Source organism: Otoolea muris (genome assembly GCF_943193115.1).
Lineage (GTDB): Bacteria > Bacillota > Clostridia > Lachnospirales > Lachnospiraceae > Otoolea > Otoolea muris.
This window is the reverse complement of sequence record NZ_CALPCY010000003.1, coordinates 174,031-200,028: the sequence shown is the minus strand read 5'-3', so window position 1 is coordinate 200,028 and position 25,998 is coordinate 174,031. Positions and strand designations below refer to the sequence as shown.

Annotated in this window: 23 protein-coding genes; 19 read left to right on the top strand and 4 right to left on the bottom strand. The window is 51.7% G+C overall.

Annotation, left to right across the window (positions count from 1 at the left end; all coding sequences use genetic code 11):
* Positions 1–2: 2 nt before the first annotated feature.
* Genes NFS31_RS03895 through NFS31_RS03865 form a run of 7 tightly spaced genes read left to right on the top strand, consistent with a single transcriptional unit; the run spans position 3 to position 5,334 of the window.
* Positions 3–2,267, top strand: coding sequence for a dynamin family protein (locus tag NFS31_RS03895; protein WP_251491824.1), 2,265 nt, complete (start codon positions 3–5; stop codon positions 2,265–2,267).
* A 16-nt stretch (positions 2,268–2,283) separates the two neighbouring features.
* Entirely contained in the window at positions 2,284–2,880 is a 597-nt protein-coding gene (locus tag NFS31_RS03890) for a hypothetical protein (RefSeq protein WP_251491822.1), read from the top strand.
* 12 nt (positions 2,881–2,892) lie between these two features.
* Complete coding sequence (locus NFS31_RS03885) at positions 2,893–3,411, top strand: hypothetical protein (protein ID WP_251491820.1); 519 nt, start codon at positions 2,893–2,895, stop codon at positions 3,409–3,411.
* A complete protein-coding gene (locus tag NFS31_RS03880; protein WP_251491818.1) occupies positions 3,399–3,680 on the top strand; it encodes a hypothetical protein in 282 nt (93 codons plus the stop codon). The genes NFS31_RS03885 and NFS31_RS03880 overlap by 13 nt, the downstream gene beginning before the upstream one ends.
* Positions 3,653–4,399 (top strand): ATP-binding protein, encoded by a 747-nt coding sequence (locus NFS31_RS03875; protein ID WP_251491815.1) that lies wholly within the window; start codon positions 3,653–3,655, stop codon positions 4,397–4,399. The genes NFS31_RS03880 and NFS31_RS03875 overlap by 28 nt, the downstream gene beginning before the upstream one ends.
* Positions 4,399–4,926: an HNH endonuclease gene (locus tag NFS31_RS03870; protein ID WP_251491812.1), complete on the top strand. Its 528-nt coding sequence runs from the start codon at positions 4,399–4,401 to the stop codon at positions 4,924–4,926. Before NFS31_RS03875 ends, NFS31_RS03870 begins: the two co-directional genes overlap by 1 nt.
* 9 nt (positions 4,927–4,935) lie before the next feature.
* On the top strand, positions 4,936–5,334 hold the full coding sequence (locus NFS31_RS03865) for an SMI1/KNR4 family protein (protein WP_251491810.1): 399 nt from the start codon (positions 4,936–4,938) through the stop codon (positions 5,332–5,334).
* 208 nt (positions 5,335–5,542) lie between these two features.
* Here NFS31_RS03865 and NFS31_RS03860 read toward each other — a convergent pair whose 3' ends face one another.
* Together NFS31_RS03860 and NFS31_RS03855 are read right to left on the bottom strand one after the other, a co-directional pair.
* Positions 5,543–6,238 (bottom strand): YesL family protein, encoded by a 696-nt coding sequence (locus NFS31_RS03860; RefSeq protein WP_251491808.1) that lies wholly within the window; start codon positions 6,236–6,238, stop codon positions 5,543–5,545.
* Between the two features lie 68 nt (positions 6,239–6,306).
* Entirely contained in the window at positions 6,307–8,253 is a 1,947-nt protein-coding gene (locus NFS31_RS03855) for a methyl-accepting chemotaxis protein (RefSeq protein WP_251491805.1), read from the bottom strand.
* A gap of 698 nt (positions 8,254–8,951) precedes the next feature.
* Here NFS31_RS03855 and NFS31_RS03850 point away from each other — a divergent pair.
* From NFS31_RS03850 to NFS31_RS03830, 5 genes are all read left to right on the top strand, one after another.
* Positions 8,952–10,316: an ABC transporter substrate-binding protein gene (locus NFS31_RS03850; protein ID WP_251491803.1), complete on the top strand. Its 1,365-nt coding sequence runs from the start codon at positions 8,952–8,954 to the stop codon at positions 10,314–10,316.
* A gap of 441 nt (positions 10,317–10,757) precedes the next feature.
* Positions 10,758–11,657: a carbohydrate ABC transporter permease gene (locus NFS31_RS03845; protein ID WP_251491801.1), complete on the top strand. Its 900-nt coding sequence runs from the start codon at positions 10,758–10,760 to the stop codon at positions 11,655–11,657.
* 17 nt (positions 11,658–11,674) lie between these two features.
* The gene (locus NFS31_RS03840) at positions 11,675–12,523 is read left to right on the top strand and encodes a carbohydrate ABC transporter permease (RefSeq protein WP_251491799.1); all 849 of its coding nucleotides are present in this window, start codon (positions 11,675–11,677) and stop codon (positions 12,521–12,523) included.
* A 143-nt stretch (positions 12,524–12,666) separates the two neighbouring features.
* The gene (locus tag NFS31_RS03835) at positions 12,667–13,659 is read left to right on the top strand and encodes a LacI family DNA-binding transcriptional regulator (RefSeq protein ID WP_251491797.1); all 993 of its coding nucleotides are present in this window, start codon (positions 12,667–12,669) and stop codon (positions 13,657–13,659) included.
* A gap of 76 nt (positions 13,660–13,735) precedes the next feature.
* Positions 13,736–15,238 carry a glycoside hydrolase family 32 protein gene (locus NFS31_RS03830; protein ID WP_251491795.1) on the top strand — a complete coding sequence of 501 codons (1,503 nt, stop codon included), beginning with the start codon at positions 13,736–13,738 and terminating at the stop codon, positions 15,236–15,238.
* 100 nt (positions 15,239–15,338) lie between these two features.
* Here the strand turns inward: NFS31_RS03830 and nrdG are convergent, their stop codons facing one another.
* Together nrdG and nrdD are read right to left on the bottom strand one after the other, a co-directional pair.
* Entirely contained in the window at positions 15,339–15,848 is a 510-nt protein-coding gene (gene nrdG / locus NFS31_RS03825) for an anaerobic ribonucleoside-triphosphate reductase activating protein (protein ID WP_251491793.1), read from the bottom strand.
* A 30-nt stretch (positions 15,849–15,878) separates the two neighbouring features.
* A complete protein-coding gene (nrdD, locus tag NFS31_RS03820) occupies positions 15,879–18,041 on the bottom strand; it encodes an anaerobic ribonucleoside-triphosphate reductase (protein WP_251491791.1) in 2,163 nt (720 codons plus the stop codon).
* A 585-nt stretch (positions 18,042–18,626) separates the two neighbouring features.
* Here nrdD and NFS31_RS03815 point away from each other — a divergent pair.
* From NFS31_RS03815 to mscL, 7 genes are all read left to right on the top strand, one after another.
* Positions 18,627–19,133, top strand: a complete 507-nt coding sequence (locus NFS31_RS03815) for an SEC-C metal-binding domain-containing protein (protein ID WP_251491789.1) — start codon at positions 18,627–18,629, stop codon at positions 19,131–19,133.
* Positions 19,134–19,209: 76 nt separating this feature from the next.
* Positions 19,210–19,722 carry an O-acetyl-ADP-ribose deacetylase gene (locus tag NFS31_RS03810; protein WP_251491787.1) on the top strand — a complete coding sequence of 171 codons (513 nt, stop codon included), beginning with the start codon at positions 19,210–19,212 and terminating at the stop codon, positions 19,720–19,722.
* A gap of 38 nt (positions 19,723–19,760) precedes the next feature.
* Positions 19,761–21,317: a DEAD/DEAH box helicase gene (locus NFS31_RS03805; RefSeq protein ID WP_251491785.1), complete on the top strand. Its 1,557-nt coding sequence runs from the start codon at positions 19,761–19,763 to the stop codon at positions 21,315–21,317.
* A 165-nt stretch (positions 21,318–21,482) separates the two neighbouring features.
* Positions 21,483–22,256, top strand: a complete 774-nt coding sequence (locus tag NFS31_RS03800; protein ID WP_251491783.1) for a hypothetical protein — start codon at positions 21,483–21,485, stop codon at positions 22,254–22,256.
* 378 nt (positions 22,257–22,634) lie between these two features.
* On the top strand, positions 22,635–23,894 hold the full coding sequence (locus NFS31_RS03795; RefSeq protein ID WP_251491781.1) for a BREX system ATP-binding domain-containing protein: 1,260 nt from the start codon (positions 22,635–22,637) through the stop codon (positions 23,892–23,894).
* On the top strand, positions 23,887–25,080 hold the full coding sequence (locus NFS31_RS03790) for a BREX system ATP-binding domain-containing protein (RefSeq protein WP_251491779.1): 1,194 nt from the start codon (positions 23,887–23,889) through the stop codon (positions 25,078–25,080). Before NFS31_RS03795 ends, NFS31_RS03790 begins: the two co-directional genes overlap by 8 nt.
* A 246-nt stretch (positions 25,081–25,326) precedes the next feature.
* On the top strand, positions 25,327–25,755 hold the full coding sequence (mscL, locus tag NFS31_RS03785; RefSeq protein ID WP_251491777.1) for a large conductance mechanosensitive channel protein MscL: 429 nt from the start codon (positions 25,327–25,329) through the stop codon (positions 25,753–25,755).
* Positions 25,756–25,998 lie beyond the last annotated feature (243 nt).

Sequence of the window (25,998 nt, the reverse complement as noted above, 5' to 3'; positions counted from 1 at the left end):
ACATGAGAGAAATTTTTATTAAATACAATCCGTACAGCTTAGAAACAACCATTTTAATTGATAATGCCGCGCCTAAACAGAATAGCCGATTAAACTTCGGCGACCGCCGCCTTCAGGAATGGATTGAAGAATTACCTGAAATTCTTTTTGAGGAATGCAGCAGCCGTGATTTCAAAATTATTTTCCATGGCGCCATTCTCGATTACGAGGATGTTGAAGCAATGGCCCGTGAAGCGGAGAAAGGCGGCCTGAACATAGAACTGGAGCATATACCTGCAAAAGAAGTATCAGACAAAGAAGCTGCTATCAGTGAAATTTTCGATGAGATACAATCAGGTCCTTTTGACGAGCTTAAGCAGCCCGATGTAATCAAAGCCTTTAATATGGCCAAGAGCAGCGATTTTGAAGTAAATGTTGTCGCAACCATGAGCGCTGGCAAATCTACCCTGATCAACGCGCTGCTCAGACAAAAGCTTATGCCGGCAAAACAGGAAGCCTGTACGGCAACCATCACGGAGATTAAAGACAATGACGGCGATTCCTTTATGGCAAAGGTTTATGATACGAACGGCAATTTGATTCAGACTCATCCGGAGCTTTCTTTTGAAATTATGGATTCTCTGAACAGTAATCCTGATGTTTCAAGAATCAGGGTCGAAGGAAATATTCCTTTTGTTTCCTCCGACGATGTGGCGCTGGTTCTTGTAGATACTCCTGGCCCTAATAACTCAAGGGATCCAGAACATAAAGCGGCGACGTACCGTATGTTGTCCGAATCCTCGAAGACGATTGTACTGTATATTATGAATGCAACACAGCTTGCGGTGAATGATGACTATAATTTATTAAGCCACGTAGCTGACAGCATGAGAGTTGGAGGAAAACAATCCAGAGACAGGTTTATTTTTGTTGTGAACAAGCTGGATGATTTCAAAAAGGGTGAAGACAGCATTGAAGCAGCCATAACGAAGGTAAGAGACTATCTGCGTGATAATGGGATTGAAAATGCAAATATTTATCCTGCGTCTGCCCTCACAGCTCTCAATATCAGAACCATCCTTTCTGAACGCGATGACGAGGATGATGATGAAGTGTACGAAGCGAAAGGAAAAGTCAGGAAGTTTAACCGGAATCCTGAAATGTATTTTGAGACGCTCGCCCCGCTTACGCCGTCTATCCGGGGACAAATCGAGAACCGGCTTGCGGATGCGCGAAATAACGGGGACACTTATGAAGAAGCGTTAATCCACTGCGGCATCATACCGATTGAAATGGCGATTCAAATGTACGTCAGGAAGTATGCAAAGACAGCGAAGATTAAAAATATTGTTGACACGTTTTCAAAGCGTCTTGAAAGCGCAAAATCGTTTGAAGTTACGAAACAGGAGATTACTGAAAATCAGGACAAGCAGAGAGAAATCCTTGCAAACATTGAAAGCATCAAAAGGAAGCTCGCAAGCGGTGAGGACGCCAAACGTTTTAAAGGCCGCATTGAGCAGATTAACTATGACAGCGAAATCAGTAAGCTGGCAAATGAAGTCATTATGGAAGCGCAGAAAAGAATCACCGATCAGCTCTCTTCCAGTGACACAAAGATAAGCAGGCGTGAGGCAGAGGAGCTTTGCAGGCAGTTTGCCCGGTTTGCTGATAATCTCCAGGCAGATGTACAGGTGAAACTTGAACAGTTGATTGCGAATCATGTTCAAAAGAGTGCAAATGATTTACTCGATGAGTATAAAAAGAAAATTTCTGAGCTCGCTCAGGATGTGAGCGTCGGAAATGTTGCCATCGATCCGTTTGAATTAATGGCAGGAGATATTTCTACGGATGCGTCCTCTCTCATCAGCAATCTGACTGAGACGAAACGTGTTAAAGTGGATGAAGTCTGGGTGGAGAATACAAACAGAAAATGGTACAAACCATGGACCTGGTTCCAGGAAAAAGGGCACTGGAAAAATGTTTATGAAAATAAAGAATATGTTGGCGGCACAAAGCTTGCCCAGCGTTTTTTTGCTCCCATTCAGGAACACCTTTATGAGAATAGTAATAATGCCATCGAGTATGCCAAAGATCAGGCTAAGAAAATCAAGCGTGAATTTTCTAAGAAATTTACCGAACTTGATGGCGTGCTCAAAGAGAAACTTCAGGAACTTGAGGATTGCGCGAATGACAGCAAAGATGTTGAACGCAGAATCCGTGAATCACAGGCCAGACTGAAATGGCTTGAGGAAATCCAGATTAAGACAAAATCTATTCTGGATATTTAATGAGGGCAGGCAGCGTATGGTATCACCTGAATTCAAAGCAGTCATATCAAAGAAAAATTTGCTGCGCGTGAGAATTATGCTTAAAGATTCTTTTGTAGTGGATCCTACATTTGTACAGTTGGATGAAATGTTATCTTATGCTAAAAACAATCTTCCTGGTTTGCTGGTTCCTTATGATGGCGGTTATCTTGAAAATGACTCGTTAAAATGGGACTGTGATATGATGAATGAGGAGCTGGTTCAGTTGGTTACGAATTTCTCCGAAGCCAGAATAAACCATCTGAAGAAAGTGGTGGCCAAAGTAATGGCTGCAAAAGCGAAGAAAACGAAAACCAGGCGAATGGAAGAAAATGGCCAGAGATTCCATTCAAGGGGATCAACATCGGAATTTGCCGCCAGGCCATGGAAAGAGATGATAGGAAACGTTCATTCCACAAAAGAATTCGCACGGCATAATGCGCTGAAGGAGCTGATGAGCCAGGCAAGAAAGATCAACAGGATTATGTTTGAGGTTGAATCGAATAACGCCTGGAAACCTTACAACATTCACGAAATGGAACAGGCCGCGGAGGCAATTCTCATGGCGGTTCAAGATTACGAAGATAACAGATAGGGAGAATTTAGCATGGCTATAACAAATGAATTTATGGATGCGGTGCAGTCAGGAAACATGATGCGCGTCCGTATCATGTTGAAGGACAGTCTTTTAATAGATCCGACAGCAGCCCAATTTGACGAAATGGAGTTGCATGCGGCTGAAAAGATGGGGAATATCTATACGGAACACGATGGAGAAAAACTGGACTTTGATGTGAGCGCCTGGAACGAGGATTACCTTAATCGGCAGATGGTTACGGCCGTCAATAGCTTTTCAAAAGAGCGAATTGCTCTTTTGAAAGGAATGGCGCGGTATTTGTACAAAAATAAGGCAGACAAGATTCGGAATGAACGAAAAGAAATCTATTCCACCAGCGGAATCACACGTAAACAAGTGGGCGCGGGTATAACAGTTGCCGGCTCAGTTGCCGTTGTTGCGGGCATCTGTACTTCTCATATGGCGCTGACGATCGGCGGCGCTGCTGTTGCCGCTGTTGGAGTGGCATTAATTGTTAGCGATAAGGGGAATGACAAATGGGAGAAATAGCAGAGAAGAGACAGGAAATTGTACCCGCTGCGGCTTCTGCTTACCCAAATATCGCAAGTGAGTATCAGGCTGCCTTAAAAGTTGTTGACGACGTGATCCTGAAAAATTACATTACAGAACTATCCAGGCTGGAGATTGTTCCGTTGAGCAAAAGCATGCTGCAATCTAATATCCGGGACAATGTCCGCTTTTTCAAAATCACAGAGATGGCGTATGAAAAGTTGCTGGCAAGTCGGTGGAAATGCTTTCCAATGCTATTGCTGAAATGAGAACTTACGGAGAAGGATTTATTATTGCCGATCAATCTCCAGGAGCTGTTGACATTTCAGCAATCAGAAACACAAATACTAAAATCATCATGAGGCTGCCGGATGAACAAGACCGCCGTCTCTCCGGGAAGTCAGCCGGATTAAAAGACAGTCAGCTTGACGAAATAGCAAAACTTCCAAGGGGTGTCGCTGTTGTGTATCAAAATGACTGGATTAAGCCGGTTCTCTGCAGGATTGAGAAATTCAGGGGAGAAGAAGGCGCCTATAGGAGGAAAACCAGCATAGTTCCTGATTCTTCAGGCGAACAGAAAAAAATTCTTATCAAAAATCTTCTAAATAAGGCCACAGGTGAAAAGCTTGATATGACAATAGGCGAACTAACCGATATTCTGACAGGTATGAATATTTTAACAGAAACGAAGGTCAAAGCATTACGGGCATTGCGGGTTCATGGCGATTGTTCTCTGAGTGAAGTCAGCCCAGTTATTTATGATTTGGTTTGTACATCTTCTGCCGAAAAAGAAGCCGATGCTGCCGGGTCTGTCGAAGAATGGAGGGATGCCTTTGTCTATGCAAATGATTCCATCCTCGCAGGACTTGACAGAATTGCTCAAAACACTGTGCTCGAATGTATTTTGCGTGAGCAGATTGAGCGCTATGGCAGGCCTGCTGAATACCTCGAGACATGGAGGCGGTTTCTTAAGGAAGAGGTGATGTGATGTCCCCATTTGCTATAAAGGAAGCCACAGAATGTTCAAAAGGCAAAAGCGAGGTAAGAAATACTGCAAAGGCATTTGAAGAAAGTAAAAACGAAGTTAAGCCTCCGAGACATATTACTACAATTAACGAGGGCCTTGCCGGCCAAATCTATCCTGGTACAAATGTAGAATATAAAAAACGCTCATTTATGCTCAACGGTGAGAGAATAGAGGGTGTTTTTCCACAGTTTGACAGCAAATTTGAGACAAGGCTTCCACAAAATTTGTGGAACGCTTTCGATACAGAACAATTTAGGTTTTGTACACAACGGCTTGCAAAACAAATTGAAATAAATCCTGATCTGGCAAGCCATTTTACATCAAGGCAGCTTGAACAGATCAAAAACGGCGAGCCCCGTATTTCCGGCTTAACCTGGCATCACAACGAAATTTCGGGTAAAATGCAGCTTGTCAGCGCGGATGAACATAGTATGTGCCGCCATACTGGCGGCCGAAGTATCTGGGGCGGCGGTTCTGATTGCAGATAGGAGGTTAAAATGGCTATAATATGGAAATATAAAATTGATTTATCGGACGCTTCCGTGTTTGATAAGATTGAAAAAGAACGCGGTATTTCCTTTCCGGATGAACTGAAAAGATTTATCTCAGAAACAAATGCATCAACACCGTCCAAATATAACTTTATGGCTGGTAATAATGAGCGTGTTTTCGGCGCTGTGTTATGCTTTAATGACGGAAAAAGTGAGACAGACTCCGTATTTACTGCCCTTTCAATCATTGATGACAATAATTTAATTCCATTTGGAATTGATCCTTTTGGCAATTATATTTGTTATTCCCTGAGGGAAAAACTGGTGGTCTTTTGGGATCATGAAACGGGAAAGGTTGTATCTACAGGCGCTTCCCTGACAGACTTTATAATATCGCTCTATTAAAATAACAGGCTGCGAGGCGCGGCCTCCTTTCATTCATTTGTTCCGGATTAAAGGATAAACCTCATCGCGCCGGCACAGATGGAAGCCAACAGTATCACTGCTCAAAAAACAGTTACATAGCCCGCTATGCGCCTGATTTTTGAGCAGCGCTCCCGAAGAAAAATTCTGCGGATTAATGGGAAGTTATTTCGGGACAGTTTCTAAAAATTTACGCTTCTTTATCCTCCTTCCCCGCCCCGTCCTCCTCTTTTAGCTGCCGCTGCCGGACTTCTGTCTGCTGGGCTTTCGCCGCGCGCTGTGGATCGAAAAGGCGGACTAAATGGAGGGAGCTTAAGAGGGAGATCACAGAAAATCCAAGGATCAGATACAAAAAGAGGATCTCCCCAAAATAAGCGGGGGCTGCCACAATGGCGAGCGCAGGAAGCAGGTTGATCACCATAATAAAAACCGTGAAGACGCCGTTCTTCATAGAAAACAGGAAGGCCCTGCGGACACTTTCCTTAACGCCGGCGTCAAAATAGGCGAGCACAGGAAAAACATGGCTGAGCACAGCAAGATAAAAGTAAAACACAGCCAGTATGACCACAATAAACACAAATCGGAACGGTATATCCCACAGGATGGCGCACCAGAGATCCAGGGCAAGAAACAGTCCCGCAGCCAGGAAGGCAAGGAACAGCAGGGTCGCCTTTTTAAAGGAATGCCGGAAGGTTTCAAAAAAGGTTCTGATAATGGGCGGCTCCTCATAGAGGGCGTAGCGCATTGTGATTTCATAGAGGGCGCAGGTTGACGCGCCGATCGTAAAAATGGGCAGGCAGCACACAAACCACAGTAAATTTAAGAGAATTAAATCCGTCAGGCGGTTTAAAAAATTTGCCAGTGTCCCTTCCTGAAGAAATTTCATGCAGAAATCCCCGCTTTCTTTAAATTTAAGATACGATTTTGACGCCGCTCAGGCCGCCGGGGCCTGGGCTATTCTAACTGGAACTGCTGTACCAGAGAATTCATGCTCTGAGATTCGTCCGACAGCTCCCGGGATGTTTCAGCGCTGCGCTCGGAGGTTACGGAGGTGGCGTGGACTACAGAGGAAATCTGGTCGATGCCCCTGGTAACCTGGGAAATAGCGCTGGTCTGATTCCCGACCGCATGGACCATGAGGCTCATTTTGTCCGTCACATTTCCGGCAAAGACGCTGGTTTTGTCCAGGGCGTCGGTTACATTGCCTACGGCCTGGCTGCATTCGGCGACCGCTGCAATCGAGCCTTCAATGAGCTCCTTGGTGGCCTTGGCCGCCTCATCGGATTTGGAGGCCAGAACGCCGACCTCGTCGGCCACCACAGCAAAGCCCTTGCCGTCAACGCCCGCCCGCGCCGCCTCGATCGCGGCGTTTAAGGCCAGAATATTGGTCTGGAAGGCGATGGTTTCGATGGTATCAATGATTTTGCCGATTTCCCGGGAGGAGGTCGAAATCTGTTCCATGGCCGAATTCAGATCTTTGACATAATCCACGCTGACGCCTAACTGGGCTCCGGCCTGATCGACGAAATGATTCGCCTCTATAACAGCATCCGCCGTCTCTCTGGCGCTTTTGTCGATCTCGCCGATGGTAAAGGAGAGGTCCTTTACAGCGCCGGCCTGCTCCGCGGCCCCCTGGCTCAGGGACTGGGCCCCGTCCGCCACCTGGCCTGCGCTGGCAGCCACTGTCCCGGCAGACTGGCGGATCTGACGGAGCGTGTCCTTAAGAGCGCTGTGGATGGAGCGTATCGATTGCTCAATGGCAATAAAATCGCCCCAATAAGAGCGGTTTATCTCTTCCCGGAAATCGCCGCGGGCCATCTGCCCCAGGTGGTGAGAGACGTCCTGCACCACATCATTCAGGTGGGAGATCGTTGTCCCCAGGGCGTTTGTCAGCTCAGCCGTTTCATCATTGGACTTTACGACAGGGGTGGGTGTATGTAAATCGCCGTCAGAGAGGCGTTCCAGCCGGGCGACGCAGGCCCGGATAGGTTCGGAAATCGAACGCGCCATTCGTATCGCGACAGGAAAAGAGGCGATTACCACCAGAGCCACAACCAGGATCGTGAGAAGGATGCTGCGGTCCAGGGTGGACTTAAACTCGCGCTGGCTGGCTTCAATGGCAAGGCTCCAGTTTTCACAGCCGCCGATGGGGGCAAAGCCTACCAGCTTATTGTCGCCATAAAACTTATAAGCGCCGAAGCCGGTTTCCCCCTGGATCATGCGCTGGTTGACCGCGGCCACATCCGCAACGCCGGGGTCGGTTTTCGCGGCCTCAATCATATTGGAGCCTTCCTCCACGACCGAGCGCTCCCGGTGGCCGATGACATTGCCCCTCTGATCCAGGATATAAGCCACGCTGTCATTTCCCATGGCCAGATTAACCACAATATCCGTCAAAAAGTCGGCGCTGATACCGCCATAGACCACCCCTTCAAAGCGGCCGTCGGTCAGGATCGGTACTTCAAGCAGAAAGATCATCTGCTGGCCATCGCTCATGATATTGGAAATATAGGGCTGCATGGATGTCCTGCACGCCTGGAAATAGTCCTCGCCGCCATAGCTGATGCCAGTGGAGGCGAAACCGTTCGCATCCATCTTTCCGACATAGAGGAATCCGTTGCGGGCCGCGATGTCGTCCCGGATCGGGCTCAGATTTGGATCCGTGGGCTCCGATTCGCGGAATACTTCAGAGGCCGCCGCCTCGGAAAGCGCTGTCCAGTAGTTATCCATCCGCCAGCGGACCGCGTCCGCAGCTATCTGCGTGGCAGGCCCCAGGGTTTTTTCCATCAGGGCATCGATGCCGCCCGCATTCAGCAGGGCGGTGATTGTGCCAATCAAAATCGAACCAATCAGGACGACGGACAGCATGCTAACCAGAATTTTTGACTTGATCGACTTCATGGGTTTTGTTCCTTTCATTTCTTAAATTGTTACAATCCTCCGCCCGGCAGACTGGCACAGCGTTTTTTAAAAATCATTCTGCATCATCTGAATGAAAATGAACGTGTCGCCGGCTGCCCGCGGAAATCAAATCTATTCTATCATAGCTCAGGGATTGCCGCAATATGGTCTGAACAGGGAATTGTACGAATGGATCGCTGCGGATAACCGTTGAGATAACCTCTGAACGGTTACGGCATACGGCCGCTACACATTCGTACGGTCAGCGCAGCAGGTGCGCAGACCTATCTGAACTGATACCGCTGCGGTTACTGTCCACAAAACAATGTACTTATGTTAAGCGGACGATTGCAGGATTTTGTTTATCGTGGGAAGGCCGCCAGCGCCAGATCCTGTATCCATAAGGAACCCTGCTTCCACTTATGATATTGCGTGCGAACAGCAGCCGTCGTTTCCGCTGGAATTAGAAAAAGTGCACAAAAATTTCACGATAAAATTATATACATTTCACATTCTTTGCATTTTGGCGCAGAAATTTATGAAAAGCTATGGACAAAATTCGGAGAAAGTGCTAATATATAGCCACAGACATGGAACGGGTTCCACAAACCCGGAACAAAACCACAGGAGGCGTCCTGTGGTAAAAAATGAAGTATATGGAACGGGTTCCATATAACAAGTTTAAGGAGGAAAATGATATGAAGAAAAACAAAGCAGCCAGCTTGGTTCTGGCATCTGCGATGGCTTTATCACTGACAGCCTGCGGCGGTGGCGGCGGCAGCGCCCAGCCGGCTGAGAGCGGCGGTTCAGACGCCCCGGCAGCTCAGGAGGGAGGCGTCAGCTTATCCATATGGAGTCCGACGGATAAAGAAGCCGTGGAGAAATGGTGGGTGGAGAAGATTGGCGAGTGGAACGCAGAGCACCCGGAGATTCAGGTAAGCCGTGAGGCGATTGACCGTTCCGACTCCTATGCGTATGAGAATAAGATTACCACAGCCGTTACGTCCAACGATCTTCCGGACATCTTTTTCGTAGACGGCCCGGCGGTATCTTATTACGCAGGCAACGGCATTATCGTACCGATCACGCAGTTCTTCAGCGAGGAAGACCTCTCTGATTTTGCGGCTTCAACGGTAGCCCAGTGTACATATGACGGGGAGCTGTACGCCATCTCCGCGACGGAATCATCGGTGGCCCTGTATTATAATAAGGATTATTTAAGCGCCTGCGGCGTGGACGTGGCGGACATCGAGTCCCGCACGCTGGATAACCCGCTGACCTGGTCCGAGCTGGCGGAGATTGCTGAGAAATGTACCACAGCGGATTATGTGGGAACCCACATCATCATGGATCACGGCGAGGGACTTCCGTATGCGCTGGAGCCCATGTTCATCTCCAACGGCAAGGATTTCGTCAGCGAGGACGGTTCCCAGGCTGACGGATATGTCAACAGCAGCGAGTGTGTGGAGACCGCCGAGTACCTTGCCAACCTGATTGCAAACGGCTATGCCAATATTGACCCGATCCAGGATGAGTTCTTAAACGGCGCCTGCGCGACCATGCTGGGCGGCTCCTGGGATGTGGCAATCTTAGAGGGAAGCGCTGATTTTGAGTGGGGCGTAACTTACTATCCGGTATCGGATAAGACTAAAAAGGCCGTTTCCCCGTGCGGCGACTGGTCTGCAGCGGTCAGCAAGGATTGCAAGAACGTAGAGGCAGCGGGAGAGTTCCTCCAGTGGCTGATGAGCACGGACAATGTGGCTACCTATGCAGCGGCAGTTGCGAAGCCGGCTACCCGCACTTCCTCTTATGAGACGGAGGCTATGGCTGAGTACAAGGAAGGCGCCCGCGCCCTGTTCGTGGAGCAGCTTCAGAACACGGCTGTTCCCCGTCCGAGAACGCCATCCTATTCTGTATTCTCCACAAAATTTGCGGAGTCTATGACAAATATCTTCTCAGTGGCCGCTTCCTCCCATACGGTGGATACCGCGGAGATCCAGTCTGAGCTGGACGCTGTAGCGGAGGCATTTAAGGAAGATTACGATATGTATTATGCCCAGTAAAGGGGAGTAACAGCGGAACATTGGGAGCTGCTGCAGTTAAATGGTAACAGTTCAGAAGGGGCATCTTCTTGCCCGTCTGCGCCGGACAAAAAGCATCGGATGTCCATCCAATGTGGAATCTGGAGAAAATTTTGGCTTTTAAGCAAGCTTAACGCCAAAATTTCCTTCACATTCCCCGCCGTCTGAACTGTTATGTTAAATGAGGTGTTTGTCCGGCTCATCCCCTGCGTTTCAGGCGCAGGGAAGGCCGGACGGAAAAGAGAGCCGCACCCGCGATGCGGTGCGGCTCTTTTCTTATCAGGAAACGGCGTTTTGTGCGGCAGGTTTTTGCCGGCCGCCGCGGCGTCTGAACGGTTGATTTTAACAAAATGGGGCCTTGTGTACAGCTTGTCCGGTATATGGGAAGCACGCACAAGAGGCCAAAAGAAAGAGGGGAAAAATATGTCGAATAAGGCCAGTCTGCCGGGGAGAAAGAAAAATGAGCGCGTCGCCGCTTATGTATTCAGCCTGCCTGCCATGTTTTTGCTGATTGCATTTCTGGTGGTGCCGATTGTATATACCATCCGCTATTCTCTGTTTCAATATCAGATTGTAAGGCCGGATAACATTAAGTTTATCGGCCTGCAGAATTATACGAAGCTGTTTACCGACGAAAATTTCTGGCTGTCGCTCAAGAATACGGTTTACTTTACGGTTCTGGTTGTTCCGTTCCAGTGTGTTCTGGCATTGGCGCTGGCCATGCTGGTTTCCTCCAAGTTTCGCGGGGTAGCCATTTTCCGTACCATGTATTTCAGTCCGCAGCTTACCTCTATGGTTGTTATCTCGATTCTGTGGACCGTGCTTTACAACTCCAATCCGAATACGGGCCTTATCAACTCGCTTCTGGTGAGTATCGGGCTGGAGCCGATCAACTTTTTGAGTAACCCGAAAACGGCGATGAATGCGATTATCTTCATGTCGGGCTGGCAGGGCGCCGGTTATCAGATGATGATTTTCCTGGCCGGCCTTCAGGGGATTCCCAGGGATCAGTATGAGGCGGCGTCCGTGGACGGGGCCACCAAGGTGCAGCAGTTCCTCTATATCACGCTGCCGGGCCTTAAGGGAACTATCAAGTACGTGGTCATGATCACCATGATTCAGGCTATGAAGCTGTTCACACAGCCGTACGTTATGACGCAGGGCGGCCCGAAGAACAGCACAAAGACACTGGTTTATTACATTTATACCCAGGGCTTCCAGCAGGGTAACTTCGGCTACGCGTGCGCGGTGGCAACCGTGTTCTTCATCATCGTAGTTGTGATGTCCCTGTCCATGAAGAAGCTGATTGCGGCTACGGATTAAGAAAGGAGGATAAGAAAATGACAGGTTCTATGAAAGCGTCGAAATTCCTGACTAAATTTTTATTCTATGCGGGAAATATCATCATTGGTATCATTTTTGTATCTCCTTTAATCTGGATGATATCCGCGTCACTGAAGCCGGAGGCGGAGATCTTTGCAAATATGAACTCCATCGCCACCTTTATTCCGGTTGACGCATCCTTAAATAACTTTGCAGAGGTGTTCTCACGCCTTAACATGGCGCAGGTATTTAAAAATACGCTCGTCTACATTGCGCTGATTCTGGTGTTTGACCTTCTGCTCAACTCGATCTGCGGCTATGCGCTGGCAAAATTTGATTTCAAAGGCCGGGGCCTGATGCTCAGCTTTATCGTTGCGCTGATGGTAATGCCCATGGAAGCAATCATGCTGCCGCTTTACATTGAAATGTCCCAGATCGGCTGGGTGAATAAGCTCCCGGCCCTGGTGGTGCCCTTTATCGCCAAGTGTTTCTCGATTTATATGTTCCGCCAGTTCTTCTGCGATATTCCGGATGAGCTCCTGGAGGCGGCGTCCATCGACGGCAGCAGCCCGATCCGCACCTTCTTTACCGTAGTTATGCCGATTTCCAAGACGGTGTATGCGACTGTGTTTATCCTTGATTTCGTGGCGCACTGGAATGACTTTATGTGGCCGTTCCTGGTTATGACAGGCGAGAGCAAGCGTACCATCCAGCTCGCGATCCAGGTCTTCTTCGGAACGCAGCCGATCCACTACAGCGCGATCATGGCGGCTCTGGTGGTATCCGCGATTCCGATGCTGGTAATGTTCATTTTCATGCAGAAGTATTATATTGAAGGAATCGCTTCTTCCGGTATCAAGGGCTGATTGACAAATGCCGAAAAACGAAGTAAACTGGATAGCATGGTTTACCAGAGCTTGTTTCAGACAGGCTGGCCTGTATATGGAGGCTGGAGCAGGAGGGGATATCCTGCCTGCGGCGGCGGTTTGGGATTTAGGTTTTAGGTATTATGGTTACAATTCAGGATGTTGCAAAGCATGCGAATGTAGGAGTAGGGACCGTTTCGCGCGTGCTGAGCGGTAAGGGCTATGTCAAGGATGAGACCAGAAAAAAGATTCAGGCCTCGATTGAGACTCTGAATTATACCCCGAATGAGAGAGCGAGGAATCTGTTTTTCCGCAAAAGCGGGATTGTGGCTGTGATTGTGCCGGAGATGGCGCATCCGTTTTTTGCGCAGTTTGTCAGCGCTTCGGAGTCGGTGCTGTGCGAGATGGGCTATCAGACCATGATCTGCAATACGTATTACGAACAAAACTATGAGCGCCGATACTTAGAGATGCTCAAACAGCAGAGAGTGGACGGGATTATTTTCGGAGCGCACACAGCGCTGGATGTCACCTTATACGCGGATGTGGATATGCCGATTGTGGCGATGGACCGGGATCTGGGGGAACATATCCCCTGTGTATCGTCTGACCACGAGTCAGGAGGGCTTATGGCAGCGGCGGAGATGATCCGCTCCGGATGCCGGCATGTGGTCCAGCTTATGGGTGTCCGGGGAGAGGATAAGGTCGCGACGCCGTCGAGCGAGCGCCATAGAATCTTTAAGGATGTTCTGAGCGGCGCGGGGATCCGGTGCAGTCCCTTCTATATCAAGTGGCATCTGTCAGACTACAGCTATTATCAGAAGGTGGCGGATGAGATATTTGAGGCGTACCCGGATGTGGACGGGATATTTGCCACGGATCTCACGGTTATGGCTGTGCACCAGTGGGCGGGAGCCCGCAAAAAGCGCATTCCGGAGGAGCTTAAGCTGGTGTCGTATGACGGAACGAACGGAGTGAGGCTGATACGCCCGCGCGTCACCATCATTGCGCAGCCGATCGAGCGGCTGGCAAGGGAGGCTGTGAAACTGGTGGTTGACTTAATTGACGGAAAGCCTCTGAAGAATAAGAAGATTAAGCTGCCGGTTTCCCTGATTCCGGGCGAGACCACCCTGTAAAACGGGGTGGCCGCGTATGTGGAACCGGTTCCAAAATGAACATTAAGGCGCCTAAGGCGCAAGGGAAAGGAAAGTTATGAATCGAGGTAATAACATGAAGAGCAGTAAACTGACTGAGGCAAGAAGCTATGAAACGAAATACGGAGATCAGATAAGCCCCCAGGAGCGCCCTCTGTTCCATGTTACGCCTGCGGTGGGCTGGCTGAACGACCCCAACGGATTTTCGGTTTACAAAGGGGAGTATCATCTGTTCTACCAGTATCATCCGTATGACATCAATTGGGGCCCCATGCACTGGGGGCATGTGAAAAGTACGGATTTGCTCCAATGGGAGCGTCTGCCGGCTTCCCTTGCGCCGGATCAGGAGTACGACGGGCAGGGCTGTTTTTCGGGAAGCGCGGCGCAGACGCCGGACGGCAGGCATCTGATCATGTATACAGGCGTCCGGGGAAAGGATAATTCGCCGCAGTGCCGCCAGACCCAGTGCATGGCTTACGGAGACGGGGTGGAGTATGTCAAATATGAGAACAACCCGGTTATCTCCGCCGAAATGCTGCCAGAGGGGTGCAGCGCGTCTGATTTCCGCGATCCGAAGCTGTGGTGGGACAGGGAAGAGGGCTGCTATTATGCGGTAGTCGGGAACAGGACAGAGGACGGCAGCGGCGCGGTGCTTTTGTTTACCAGCCCGGACGGATTTCAGTGGAGCTATGTATCCATGCTCGACCGCTCGGGAAATAAGCATGGGCGGATGTGGGAATGCCCGGATTTGTTTGAGCTCGCGGGAAAAGGGGTGATGCTCGTTTCGCCCCAGGAGATGCGCGCGGAGGGCCTTACGTTTCACAACGGAAACGACGTTATCTGCCTGATCGGAAGCTATGATAAGACGGCGCATTCCTTTACCCGGGAGGAGATTGCGGCAGTGGATTACGGCCTGGATTTCTACGCCCCCCAGACGTTAGAAGCGCCGGACGGGCGGCGGATTATGATCGCCTGGATGCAGTCCTGGGAGACCAGCCATTTTCATCCCCATGGGACAAAGTGGGCGGGCATGATGACGCTTCCCAGGGAGCTGTCCCTTGTGGACGGGCATCTGATCCAGACGCCCGTCCGGGAGCTCCTTTCCCGCCGCGCCAACCCGGTTGTGCACAAGGGGGCGCGGCTTGAGGGGAGGACAAAGTTTCCCGGTGTCGAAGGGCGCGTTCTCGACATGACCGCTGAGTTTCGTGTTCCGGACGGAGAGGAGCTGCCGCGCTCTGTCGCTGTCCATATCGCGGAGAATGAGTCCTACAGGACGGCGATCATCTTTGATCCGCGCGAGAACACGGTCTGCCTTGACCGGACGGATTCCGGCTACCGCTATAACATCGTTTCAAGCCGCAAAGCGCCGGTGCGGGATCAGGGCGGAAGGCTGAAGCTGCGGATTGTGATGGATCGGTTTTCCGTGGAGGTGTTTATCAACGACGGGGAGCAGGTGATGAGCGCATGCCTGTACACGCCGCAGGAGGCGGATGGCATCACGTTTGAGTCGGACGGGGCGGTTCTGCTGGATGTGGAAAAATATGAGATTGTATTAGATTAAAGTGGATAAAAAAACCGTGGCGTCAATCAGGTATTGGTTGACGCCGCGGTTTTTATCCGGCAAAAACGCCGCCAGCCGCCCGTATTTCCAGGGAAACGCTTCAAAAGAGCTCGGGGCAGCCTTCTTTTTTTAACTGGAGGACGCGCTGGTTCGTGCTTCCGCGGAATTTGAGGCTGATGTCGTACTGCTCCTGGTCGAATTCGCCGTCTACGAGGATATCGACGCAGTTTAGGAATGCGTCCGTGACCTCGCATCTGGCCCTGCCTTCGGGGTTTTTGAGGTCTGTTTCGTACGTATAGCCTGTATAGCACCAGATATCCTTTTGCGGGAACTCCTCCTTAAAGCGCAGAAGGAGCGGCAGGAGCGCCCGCTGGTTGACAGGCTCCATGGGCTCGCCGCCCAGGAGCGAGAGCCCGCGTATATAGGGGGGCCTGCAGGAGTCAAGGAGCGCCTGTATCGTCTCTTCGGTAAATTCCGCGCCGTAATCAAAATCCCAGGCAATTTCATTGAAACAGCCCTTACAGCGGTGGGTGCAGCCGGATACAAAAAGGCTGGTACGGACGCCGAGGCCGTTCGCAATGTCGCAATATTTTATATCCGCATATTTCATCTGTGTCCCATCCTTTCCGGGGCCGGAAGCTTAAAGGTGCAGCACCCGCTCCCGTATCTCCTGTGTGCGTCCCTGATTCCAGAACTGGGTTCCGATGTAGCCGCAGGTGCGCCTGGCCACATTCATCTTTTCCTGATCCCGGTTGCCGCATTTTGGGCACTCCCAGATCAGCTTATTGTGGTCGTCCTCAATGATGCGTATCTCGCCGTCATAGCCGCAGCACTGGCAGTAGTCGCTCTTGGTGTTGAGCTCCGCGTACATGATGTGATCATAAATATGCTGCATGACGGCCAGGACGGCCTCGATGTTGTCCTGCATATTCGGAACTTCCACGTAGCTGATCGCGCCGCCCGGGGAGAGCTTCTGGAACTGCGCCTCAAAGGTCAGCTTGTCAAACGCGTTGATCGGCTCTGTCACATGGATGTGGTAGCTGTTGGTGATGTAATTCTTATCCGTCACGCCCGGAATGACTCCAAAGCGGTCCTGAAGGCATTTGGCAAACTTATAGGTCGTGGATTCCAGCGGCGTCCCATAGAGGCTGAAAGCAATATTGGACTCCGCCGCCCATTTTTTGCAGGAATCATTCAGGTGATTCATAATCTCCAGGGCAAAGGGCGTGGCCTCCGGGTTCGTGTGGGAGCAGCCTGTCATATAGCGGACGCATTCGCACAGGCCGGCATACCCGAGGGAGATCGTGGAGTAACCGCCGTAGAGCAGGCTGTCAATGGTCTCTCCCTTCTTTAAGCGGGCCAGCGCGCCGTTCTGCCACAGGATGGGAGCCACATCCGAGGGCGTGCCCTTTAAGCGGTTGTGGCGGCACATCAGGGCGCGGTGGCACAGGTTGAGGCGCTCCTCCAATATCTCCCAGAATTTGTCCATATCCTGCCCGGAGGAGCAGGCGGCGTCCACGAGATTGATGGTCACAACGCCCTGGTTAAAGCGCCCGTAAAACTTCGGCTGCCCGTCCGGCTCGCGGTATACGGTGAGGAAGGAGCGGCAGCCCATGCAGGGATAGCAGTTTCCGTCCTTTAATTCCTTCATGATTTTCTCGGAAATATAGTCCGGGACGAGGCGTCTGGCGGTACACTTCGCGGCCAGCTTCGTGAGCTCCCAGTAGCGGCTTCCCTCGCGGATGTTGTCCTCCTCCAGGACATAAATCAGCTTGGGGAAGGCGGGAGTGATATACACGCCGGCTTCATTTTTAACGCCCTGGATCCGCTGGCGCAGCATCTCCTCAATAATCAGGGCCAGATCGTCCCGGGTCTGTCCCTCGGGTACTTCGTTTAAATACATAAATACGGTGACAAAGGGCGCCTGGCCGTTTGTGGTCATCAGTGTGATTACCTGGTACTGGATCATCTGGACACCCTGCACGATCTCGCGCTTGACGCGCATCTCAGCCATACTGGCGACCGTCTCATCATTGGCCGGGAGGTTCTGCGCCTCAAGCTCCTGGCGGACCTCGCGGCGGAATTTCTCACGGCTCACCTGCACAAAGGGGGCGATGTGGGAGAGCGTGATGCTCTGCCCGCCGTACTGGGAACTGGCGATCTGGGCGATCGCCTGCGTCGCGATGTTGCACGCTGTGGAAAAGCTGTGCGGGCGCTCGATCATGGTTTCGCTTATAATCGTGCCGTTCTGCAGCATATCTTCTAAATTGACCAGACAGCAGTTATGCATGTGCTGCGCAAAGTAATCCGCGTCGTGGAAATGGATAATGCCCTTTTCATGGGCTTCCACGATATCCTGGGGAAGCAGGAAACGCTTTGTAATATCCTTGCTGACCTCGCCGGCCATATAATCCCGCTGCACACTGTTCACAACCGGATTTTTATTGGAGTTTTCCTGGAGAACCTCCTCATTGTTGCACTCGAGCAGGGAAAGGATCTGCTTGTCCGTGGAGTTGGACTTGCGGATCAGCTCGCGCTTGTAGCGGTAGGTGATATAATTGGACGCGACCTTATAGGCGTCCTGCTTCATGATCTCCTCCTCTACAAGATCCTGGATCTCCTCTACGCTGGGGCTGCGTTTCATCTGAATGCAAAGTTCCGTCACCTGCTCGGTAACTGCCTTGATCTGGGCCTCAGAAAGGCGGTCTGCCTCGTGAACTGTGGCGTTTGCTTTCGTTACGGCCTCCTTTATTTTAATGGCGTCAAAAGGAGTTTCCATACCGCTTCGCTTGATGATATTCATGTTTGCCTCCGCTATCTTGTATTTGATTTGTGTCCGAAAACTACATGTAGTATTATAATACAAATTCCAAAATAAGCAAGGGGATTTTTTGTATACATGAGTGACGGTTCAGACAGGTCTGCGCAATGCTTGCGCTGACCGTATGAAAGTGTAGTGGCCGCGGGCATACGGCCCATCGCGAAGCGATTCTAAATGGCCGTATGCCGTAACCGTTCAGAGATTATCTGAACCAATGGGGTTTAGTTAAGCGGACGATTGTTTATCGTGGGGAGGCCGCCGTCGCCAGCTCCTGTATCCAACGGAACCCCGCTCCCGCTGCGCTTTTCTCCGAGCGGGAGCGGGGTTCCGTTGGATACAGGAGCTGGCGACGGCGGCCCTCTCACGACAAATAACGCCCCGCAATCTTTCACTTCGCTTATCTAATTACCATTGGTTCAGAGGTTATCTGAACCGTTACATACATGAGATTGGTAATCGCGAGGAGCCTGCCAAAAATATTTTGCAAAAATCCCCGTCTTGTTATATACTAAAGACGGGCTGCCGCGGCAGCAAAAATATTTTATGGAAAAAGGAAGGATATAACCTATGGCATTATTAGAAAACTGGCGCAATCAGGCGTATGGGGACGGGCTGGACGATAAGAAAAAGAACGAGCTCTGGGAACGCTATTTTAAGATTGAGAAGGGAATCTACGAAAAGCTGCTGTCTGACCCGGCCCAGGTAGTGGAAGGTACTGTGAAGGAGCTGGCGGAGCGGTACGGGACAGAGGTCTTTATCATGACCGGGTTCCTGGACGGGATTAACGAGAGCTTAAAGGGGTATGAGAACCCGATTGAGACTATGGAGGAGGACACGCCTGTTAAAATCGAGATCGATCCGGAAAAGCTCTACTATAACATGGTCGAGGCCAAGGCGGACTGGCTCTATGGGCTTCCCCAGTGGGATTCGATCCTGGACGCGGAGAGAAGGAAGGAGCTGTTCAGGGAGCAGAAGGCGTCCGGCACGGTGCGCAATGAGCAGAAGATTTATCCCAACGATCCGTGTCCCTGCGGCAGCGGCAAGAAGTATAAAAAGTGCTGCGGCCGGAAGTAATTATGATGCCGCAGTCTCGCCGCGCCTGATTCTGCAGGGCTTCGGGGAGCACATGTAAGCGGAGAGAGGGAGAACTATGCTGAGGATTACGCTGGGAGATATTACGAAAAGCCATGCGGACGCGATCGTGAATGCGGCCAATACAAGCCTTCTGGGCGGAGGCGGCGTGGACGGGGCGATCCACCGCGCGGCGGGGCCGGAGCTTCTTGCGGAATGCAGGCTGCTTCACGGCTGTAAAACGGGGCAGGCGAAGCTGACAAAGGGCTACCGCCTGCTCGCGAGGTATGTGATCCATACGCCCGGGCCGGTCTGGAACGGAGGGAGAAACGGCGAAGAGGCGCTTTTAAAGAGCTGCTATGAGAGCTGCCTGGCCCTGGCTGCCGAATATCAGTGCCGGACGGTCGCTTTCCCCTCTATCAGCACCGGGATCTATCATTTTCCCCTTGAAAAGGCGTCCCGGATCGCGGTGGAGACGATTCTGGAGTTTTTAAAGGGGCATGAGGAGATGGAGATCGAGATGGTCTGCTTTGACCGGGAGACGAAACGCTTCTATGAGGAGGCGCTTGAGAGCCTGGCGCAGCCGTCCTGATGACGGCAGGGTGCCGCCGCATACGGGAGAGGATAAACGTGCGTTTATATGCGTGGCAGAAGGAATGTATACGCGCCTGGAGGGACAACGATTTTCACGGGATTGTGAATGTTGTGACCGGGGCGGGGAAGACGATTATGGCGCTGTATGGCGCCAGGCTGCTGGAAAAGCATCTGCAGAGTGTTTCTCCGGCCGCTTCCCTGCGCGTAAAGGTCGTTGTCCCCACATCTGCGCTGGCCGCCCAGTGGGAGGCCGCCATGAGGACGTATCTTCCGGGCTGCGGCGCGTTCCATCAGCGGCCCGGTTTTCACCACAGTGAACGCAGGGATGATCCGGGCCGGCGCCACATGATCTATGTGATCAATTCGGCCCGTTACGCGCTGGCCCGCCATATTCTGGCCGACATCCGCGCCGGCTTTCATGTCCTGCTGATCGCCGATGAATGCCACCATTATGCCAGCCCTGAGAACCAGAAGATATTTGATTTTCTGCGCGCGGGCGCGGATCTTGAAGGCCGCTATCATAGTCTTGGCCTTTCCGCCACTCCTCTGACGGGCGGCGGGAGCGCTGTCCTTACATCTGCCCTGGGCAGGGAAATCTATCAATACGGCTTTTCCCGGGCAGCCAGGGAGAAACATATCTGTGATTTTTCCATTTTTCAGATTGCAATGTCCTTTTCCTGTGAGGAAATGGAGGAATATAAGGAGATCAGCGAGAAGCTGTCTCTCTCCCGCAGGCGGCTTTTGCAAAGCTTTCCGTACTTAAAAACGCTGGATCGGCAGGCATTTTTCGCCGCCGTCCGCCGGATTGCAGGGGAAGATAAGAACCGGCTTTCTTCCTATGCTAATGTATTCCTGAATCTCTCTTACAGAAGACAGGCGGTCACCCATATGGCGTCGTCCCGGATTTCGTGCGCGCTCAGCCTGGCGGACCGGCTGGATCCCCGGGAGCAGATCCTGGTTTTCGGAGAGCGGATCCAGCAGGCGGAAGCAGTATACCGCGCGCTGCTGATGAAATACCCGAACCGTGTCGGCTGCTACCATTCCGGTATGACGGCGCAGGCCAGGAAAAATATCCTTGGCCGTTTCCGCGACGGGGAGCTGCGCATCCTCGTGTGCTGCCGCGCCCTTGACGAGGGGATTGACGCGCCGGGGGCCGGGGTCGGGATTGTTTTGTCGTGTACGTCGGTAAACCGCCAGAGAATCCAGCGCCTGGGCCGCATTCTCCGCTGCCGGGAGGGAAAGGATTTTGCCAGCCTGTATTATTTTTATATCCCTGAATCAACTGATAACAGCGCATTTCTTCCGGATCAGGCGGAGCGTTTTACACTCTGCGATCTGTCGTATCTGGCGCAGGAGGACGCGTTTGTCCATCCCGCGTATGAGAAGGCGGCAAAGGTTGTGCTGAGCGAGGTGTGCAAAACGTATACGGATGAACGGCTGATCCGGGAGGCGCGCCGCTGCCTGTCCCTGGGCCTTGCGCGATCGGACTGGCTGATGAGCGAGGCGGCGTGTGAGGAGAGGATACGCAGGGCGGAGGATCAGGGGGAGAAGAATTACTGGATTTGTATGCGGAAGATGGCGAAGGGGCGGTGAGTTCTTTGTGAGAGGGCCGCCAGAGCCCATAACATTGCGCCTGAACAGCAACAATAAGAGAAATTTGTAAAATTATGTCAAAAAAGGTTGCTTTACCCCCTTATCTTTAGTATACTGATCCAGAAATTATGTATGTATGATAAATATGAAGGAACGGAGAAATTCATGAACTACGAAGATTTATACGAGGAGCTTGTGCCGCTGGAGAAGCGGATGAAGGACGCGCTTGCCTCCCTCCAGAAGCTTTACAAGGCAGTCGCCAGGGATACGGAATCGGGCGATATCAGGAGCCTTTCCAGGAATCTGGCCGGTTTTTCGGATCTTTTGCAGGAACAGGCGGCTGCTGCGTCCCGGCTTTCAGAGGCGGTAAGGGCCTTTGACGGAAAGGAATACTATGAAAGCGGTGATTTTACCGCCCAGATGCTGGAATTGTGCCGGGAGAAGGGGATCGACGTGACGGGGGAATATCCGGTATTTGCGATGTTTCCATATAAGGTGCGGCTGGACGCGGAGAATCAGGATGTGTATCTGGACCGGAAGCGTTTTTCCTGTGTCCGTCCGCAGAGCTTTGTGCAGGCCGTGAAGGCCGGGCAGGATCGCCTGATGAAGGCAGGGTTCAACGCGCAGGCGTTTGCGAATGAACTGGCGGACGCCTATGATCTGGCGCTCCTTAAGATGAGGAAGCAGCCGGAGGCGGATCTCTACCTTTCAAGTCTTTATAAATACCTGGTTCCCATGGGGAGGTTCCGCAGGGATTACGATCAGCAGAGCTTTGCGTTTGATCTGGCGCGCCTGTATGCCTGTGTGGATGAGATTACGACAAAGAACGGGCGAAAGATTCAGTTCGGGCCCAACCGTGAGAACAGCAAGGCGATCCGGATCCTGGATTCGGGCGGGAACGAGCATTTTCTGGCGACCATCCGTTTCTATGAGGGTTAGGATGTCACTGAATAACCCGCATATAGCCCGCGGGTTGTCCGGCGGCAGTTCTTTATAAACTCATTTGGTGAAACAGGCGCGCGCGGGAAAGCGCCGGATGTACTCCCGGAAAATCGGCCGCCAGGGCAGGCGCGGAGTAATAGTTCAGGTTGTCTGACTGTTACGGCGCGGAGAGACTTCCGGGGTACATGCCTGATGTACTCTCGGAATCTCGCTGTGCCTGATTTTGTGAGATGATTTTTTGTCAGATGTGCACAAATTTATGAGGCGTACGTGGAGCGTACGTTGATTAAATTTGGGTGCATCTGGCGGAAAATCAGCCGCAAAAGCAGGTGCAGAGAGATTCCGAGAGTACATCCTGTTGGAATGGAGGAAAATATGGCATTGGAGACGGCGTCCGGGGCGGACGTTTTACTCTATACGCCGTCGGCGGAGGAGCTCCTTTTGGAGGGAAAAGCGCCGGGCAGGGGATCCCTTGTCAGGGAGCTGTCGGCCGGGATCGGTTTCCTGGCCGATTTCTGGGCGGATCGGTATTTAAAGGAGTATATCGCCTCAGGCGGCAGCAAGATAAAGTTCATAACCGGAAAGACAGGCAGCGGGAAAAGCCATTTCCTGCAGCTTTTTTCTGTTATGGCAGAGGAATTGGATTATAAGACGGCCGATTTTTCGGCAGAGGATATCTGGCTCCATGATTTTAAGGATATTTATGTGGAAATTCTGCGCCAGTGCGATTTGATGGAGTGCCTGCGCGGCTGTGCCAGGCAGGTCATCGCGCGGATGGGCTACGGGGCGGATGAGATTCCGGATGGCATGACGTTTATGGATTACCTGTCGTCCCGGGACATGGGGGATGCGCTGACGAGGCGCGAGATACGCCTGCAGCTTAAAGAGCTTTTTCTGGAAAATCCTCTGATGGACAATAATTTCGCCCTGGCGTGCAGCCTGCTGACCGGCGGGATACTGGGCCATCCGGTGCTGGAGCGGCAGAACCAGGAGCTCCTTCTCGGCTGGCTGCGGGGCGACAAGACGGTGAAGCTGGCGCTGCTTCGCGCCCTGGGGCTGTCGCCCAGCCGGATCACGCGCTACAATGCGCGCCATATGCTGCGCTCCCTCGCGGAGGCGGTCCGCATCAGCGGGCGTGCCGGGCTGCTTGTCTGCGTGGATGACGTGGATATCCTGCTGAGCCGATCCAGCCTGGCCCCGCTTCATTATACAAAGCTGCGGCGCGAGGATACATATGAAAGCATACGCCAGTTGATCGACGAGATAGACAGCCTGAGAAACATCATGTTTCTGTTTGCCGCGGACCGGGAGCTGTTTGACAATGAGAATACAGGTGTTAAATCGTACCAGGCGCTGTGGATGCGGCTCCAGAACGAGATCGTGGGAGAGCACTTTAACCGCTTTGCGGATATTGCCGATTTAGACAGGCTGGCGGCCCAGGCGTATACGCCGGAGGTTCTGACAGATATGTCGGGACGCCTGGCGGCCGCGGTTCATGCACAGGAGGGCGGCGCGAACGCGCGGGTGATTTCCAGGCAGGAGGCGCAGGAGATTTTAGAGGGCGCGGGCCTCGGCGGAGTGGGCATTCCCAGGATGGTAAACGAAAGAACCCTTGGAGGTGAGGCGTATGTTTGATATGGAAGCGAGGCGTGTGATCGAGGCGCTGCGTTCCGGGATCCCCTCCCGGGCCGTCGGCCAGTATTTTTCGGAAGCCCGGCCGCAGCTCATGAAGGAAATCTCCGGCCGCCTGGACAGGGTTTCGGAGAGCGGCCGCCCGGACGGCATGGTTATTTCCGGAAAATATGGGGAGGGAAAGACGCATCTGCTGAACACGGTCTTTCATCTCGCCCATTCCGGGAATATGGTGGTTTCCTACCTCTCCCTTGGCAAGGAAACGCCCATGGACAAGCTGTATCTGCTCTACCAGAAGATGATGAATAACACCTACCTCCCTATGCGGCGGCAGCCGGGCTTTATCCAGGTTCTGGAAAAGCTGACGCCGAACAGCCCCCTGGCCGGCGAGATGCTTCCGTACGCGGCAAAGGAGCTGACGACGGATAAGCTCTATTATCTGTTAAAGGCGTATATGAGCACCGAGGATCAGGAGGAAAAATTTCTCCTTCAGGCGGATCTGGAGGGGGATTTTATCGCCAATGCGCCGCTAAAGCAGATTTATAAACGGATTTTCAGCCAGACCGTGAAATTTAACACAACATTCAGTAAGACAAAGCACTGCGCCGACTATTTCGCCTTTATGAGCCATCTGTTTGCCGGGCTTGGGTATAACGGATGGGTGATTCTGATAGATGAGGCGGAGCTGATGGGGCGTCTGGGGAAAAAGGCGCGCCTGAATGCATACCGGAATATGGCGAAATTCCTGCTTCCGGACCGCAGCCTGGAGTCAGTGTTTACCATGTTTGCCCTGAGTTCGTCGTATGCTGAGGATGTGATTGAGAGCAAGCATGAATTTGAAAACCTGGCCGCCGTCTACCCGGAGGAGCAGGAGCCGGCCAGGAGCGTGCTGAACATGCTTCTGAAAGCGCCGCAGCTCAATCCGCTCACGAACGATGAGATCCGGCAGGTTTTAGCAAGGGTGCAGGAGTTCCATGGCCGCGCCTATGACTGGAGCCCCGGCGTGTCAGTGGACGCGATCGCCAGGGCCACCCAGGCCGGCGGATACCTGCTCCGGACGAAGATCCGGGCGGCTATCGAGTTTTTCGACCAGTTATATCAGTACGGGGAGGCCGGAAATACGAGGATCAACGAGCTGGGGAAGGAACAGCTCGGGGAAGAGGTTCCGGCGCTGGATGAGAATATGTGATCACGGATTTTGCGGTATTGATTTGGAGCCGGGTTTAGGTGTTAAAATGTATTCGATCAGTTAGGAGCTGTGCAAGAGTTATTTCTGTACAGCTCCTTACTATTCACAAGTTATTTCCAGACAGTTTCTAAGTTTTAAGGGCCGCCCTTGTTACCGTATACGCGCGAAAATTTGCAATAGTGTTGCTATTCTAAAAAAGAATATGGTATACTTACCAGGATATTTAAATTTAGGAGGGATTTGCAGATGAAGAAATTTATGGATGAGTTTAAGACGTTTATCGCGCGCGGCAACGTCATGGACATGGCAGTCGGCATTATCATAGGCGGCGCTTTCACGAGTATAGTCACTTCCCTGGTGGAAGACATCATCAATCCGCTGCTTGGATTATTTGGCGGTATGAATTTTGATCGGCTGCAGGTGAACCTGCTCGGCGAGGTAACGCTGAATTATGGGAAATTCATTACCGCGGTGGTAAACTTTCTCATTATGGCGTTTATCGTATTTATGATTATGAAAGCAGTAAATGGCATGGGCGATAAGCTTACCAAAAAAAAGGAGGAAGAAACCGCAGCCGCCGTCAGGAAGTGTCCGTTCTGTAAAAGTGAGATAGCAATCGATGCGACAAGATGCCCGAACTGCACTTCCGAGCTTGAACCGGAGAAGGCGGTTTAAGCAGAAGCCGGAGCACAGGGCACAGACCCATATGCCGGATTATGTGGGATGCCGCTGCTTGCGCATCCGCGTTTTGCTCATTTGGGAGCGGGTTGTTAATCCAATGTCTTGCCTGCATTGCCATAAATGGCATGCAGCCAAGTTATTGGATTGCAACCGCACAGGTGGAAATTCATTATAGTCTTTAACTAATATGATTTAAAACAAAGCACTGTAAGCAGCAAGGAAGCGAGGGAATAAAAG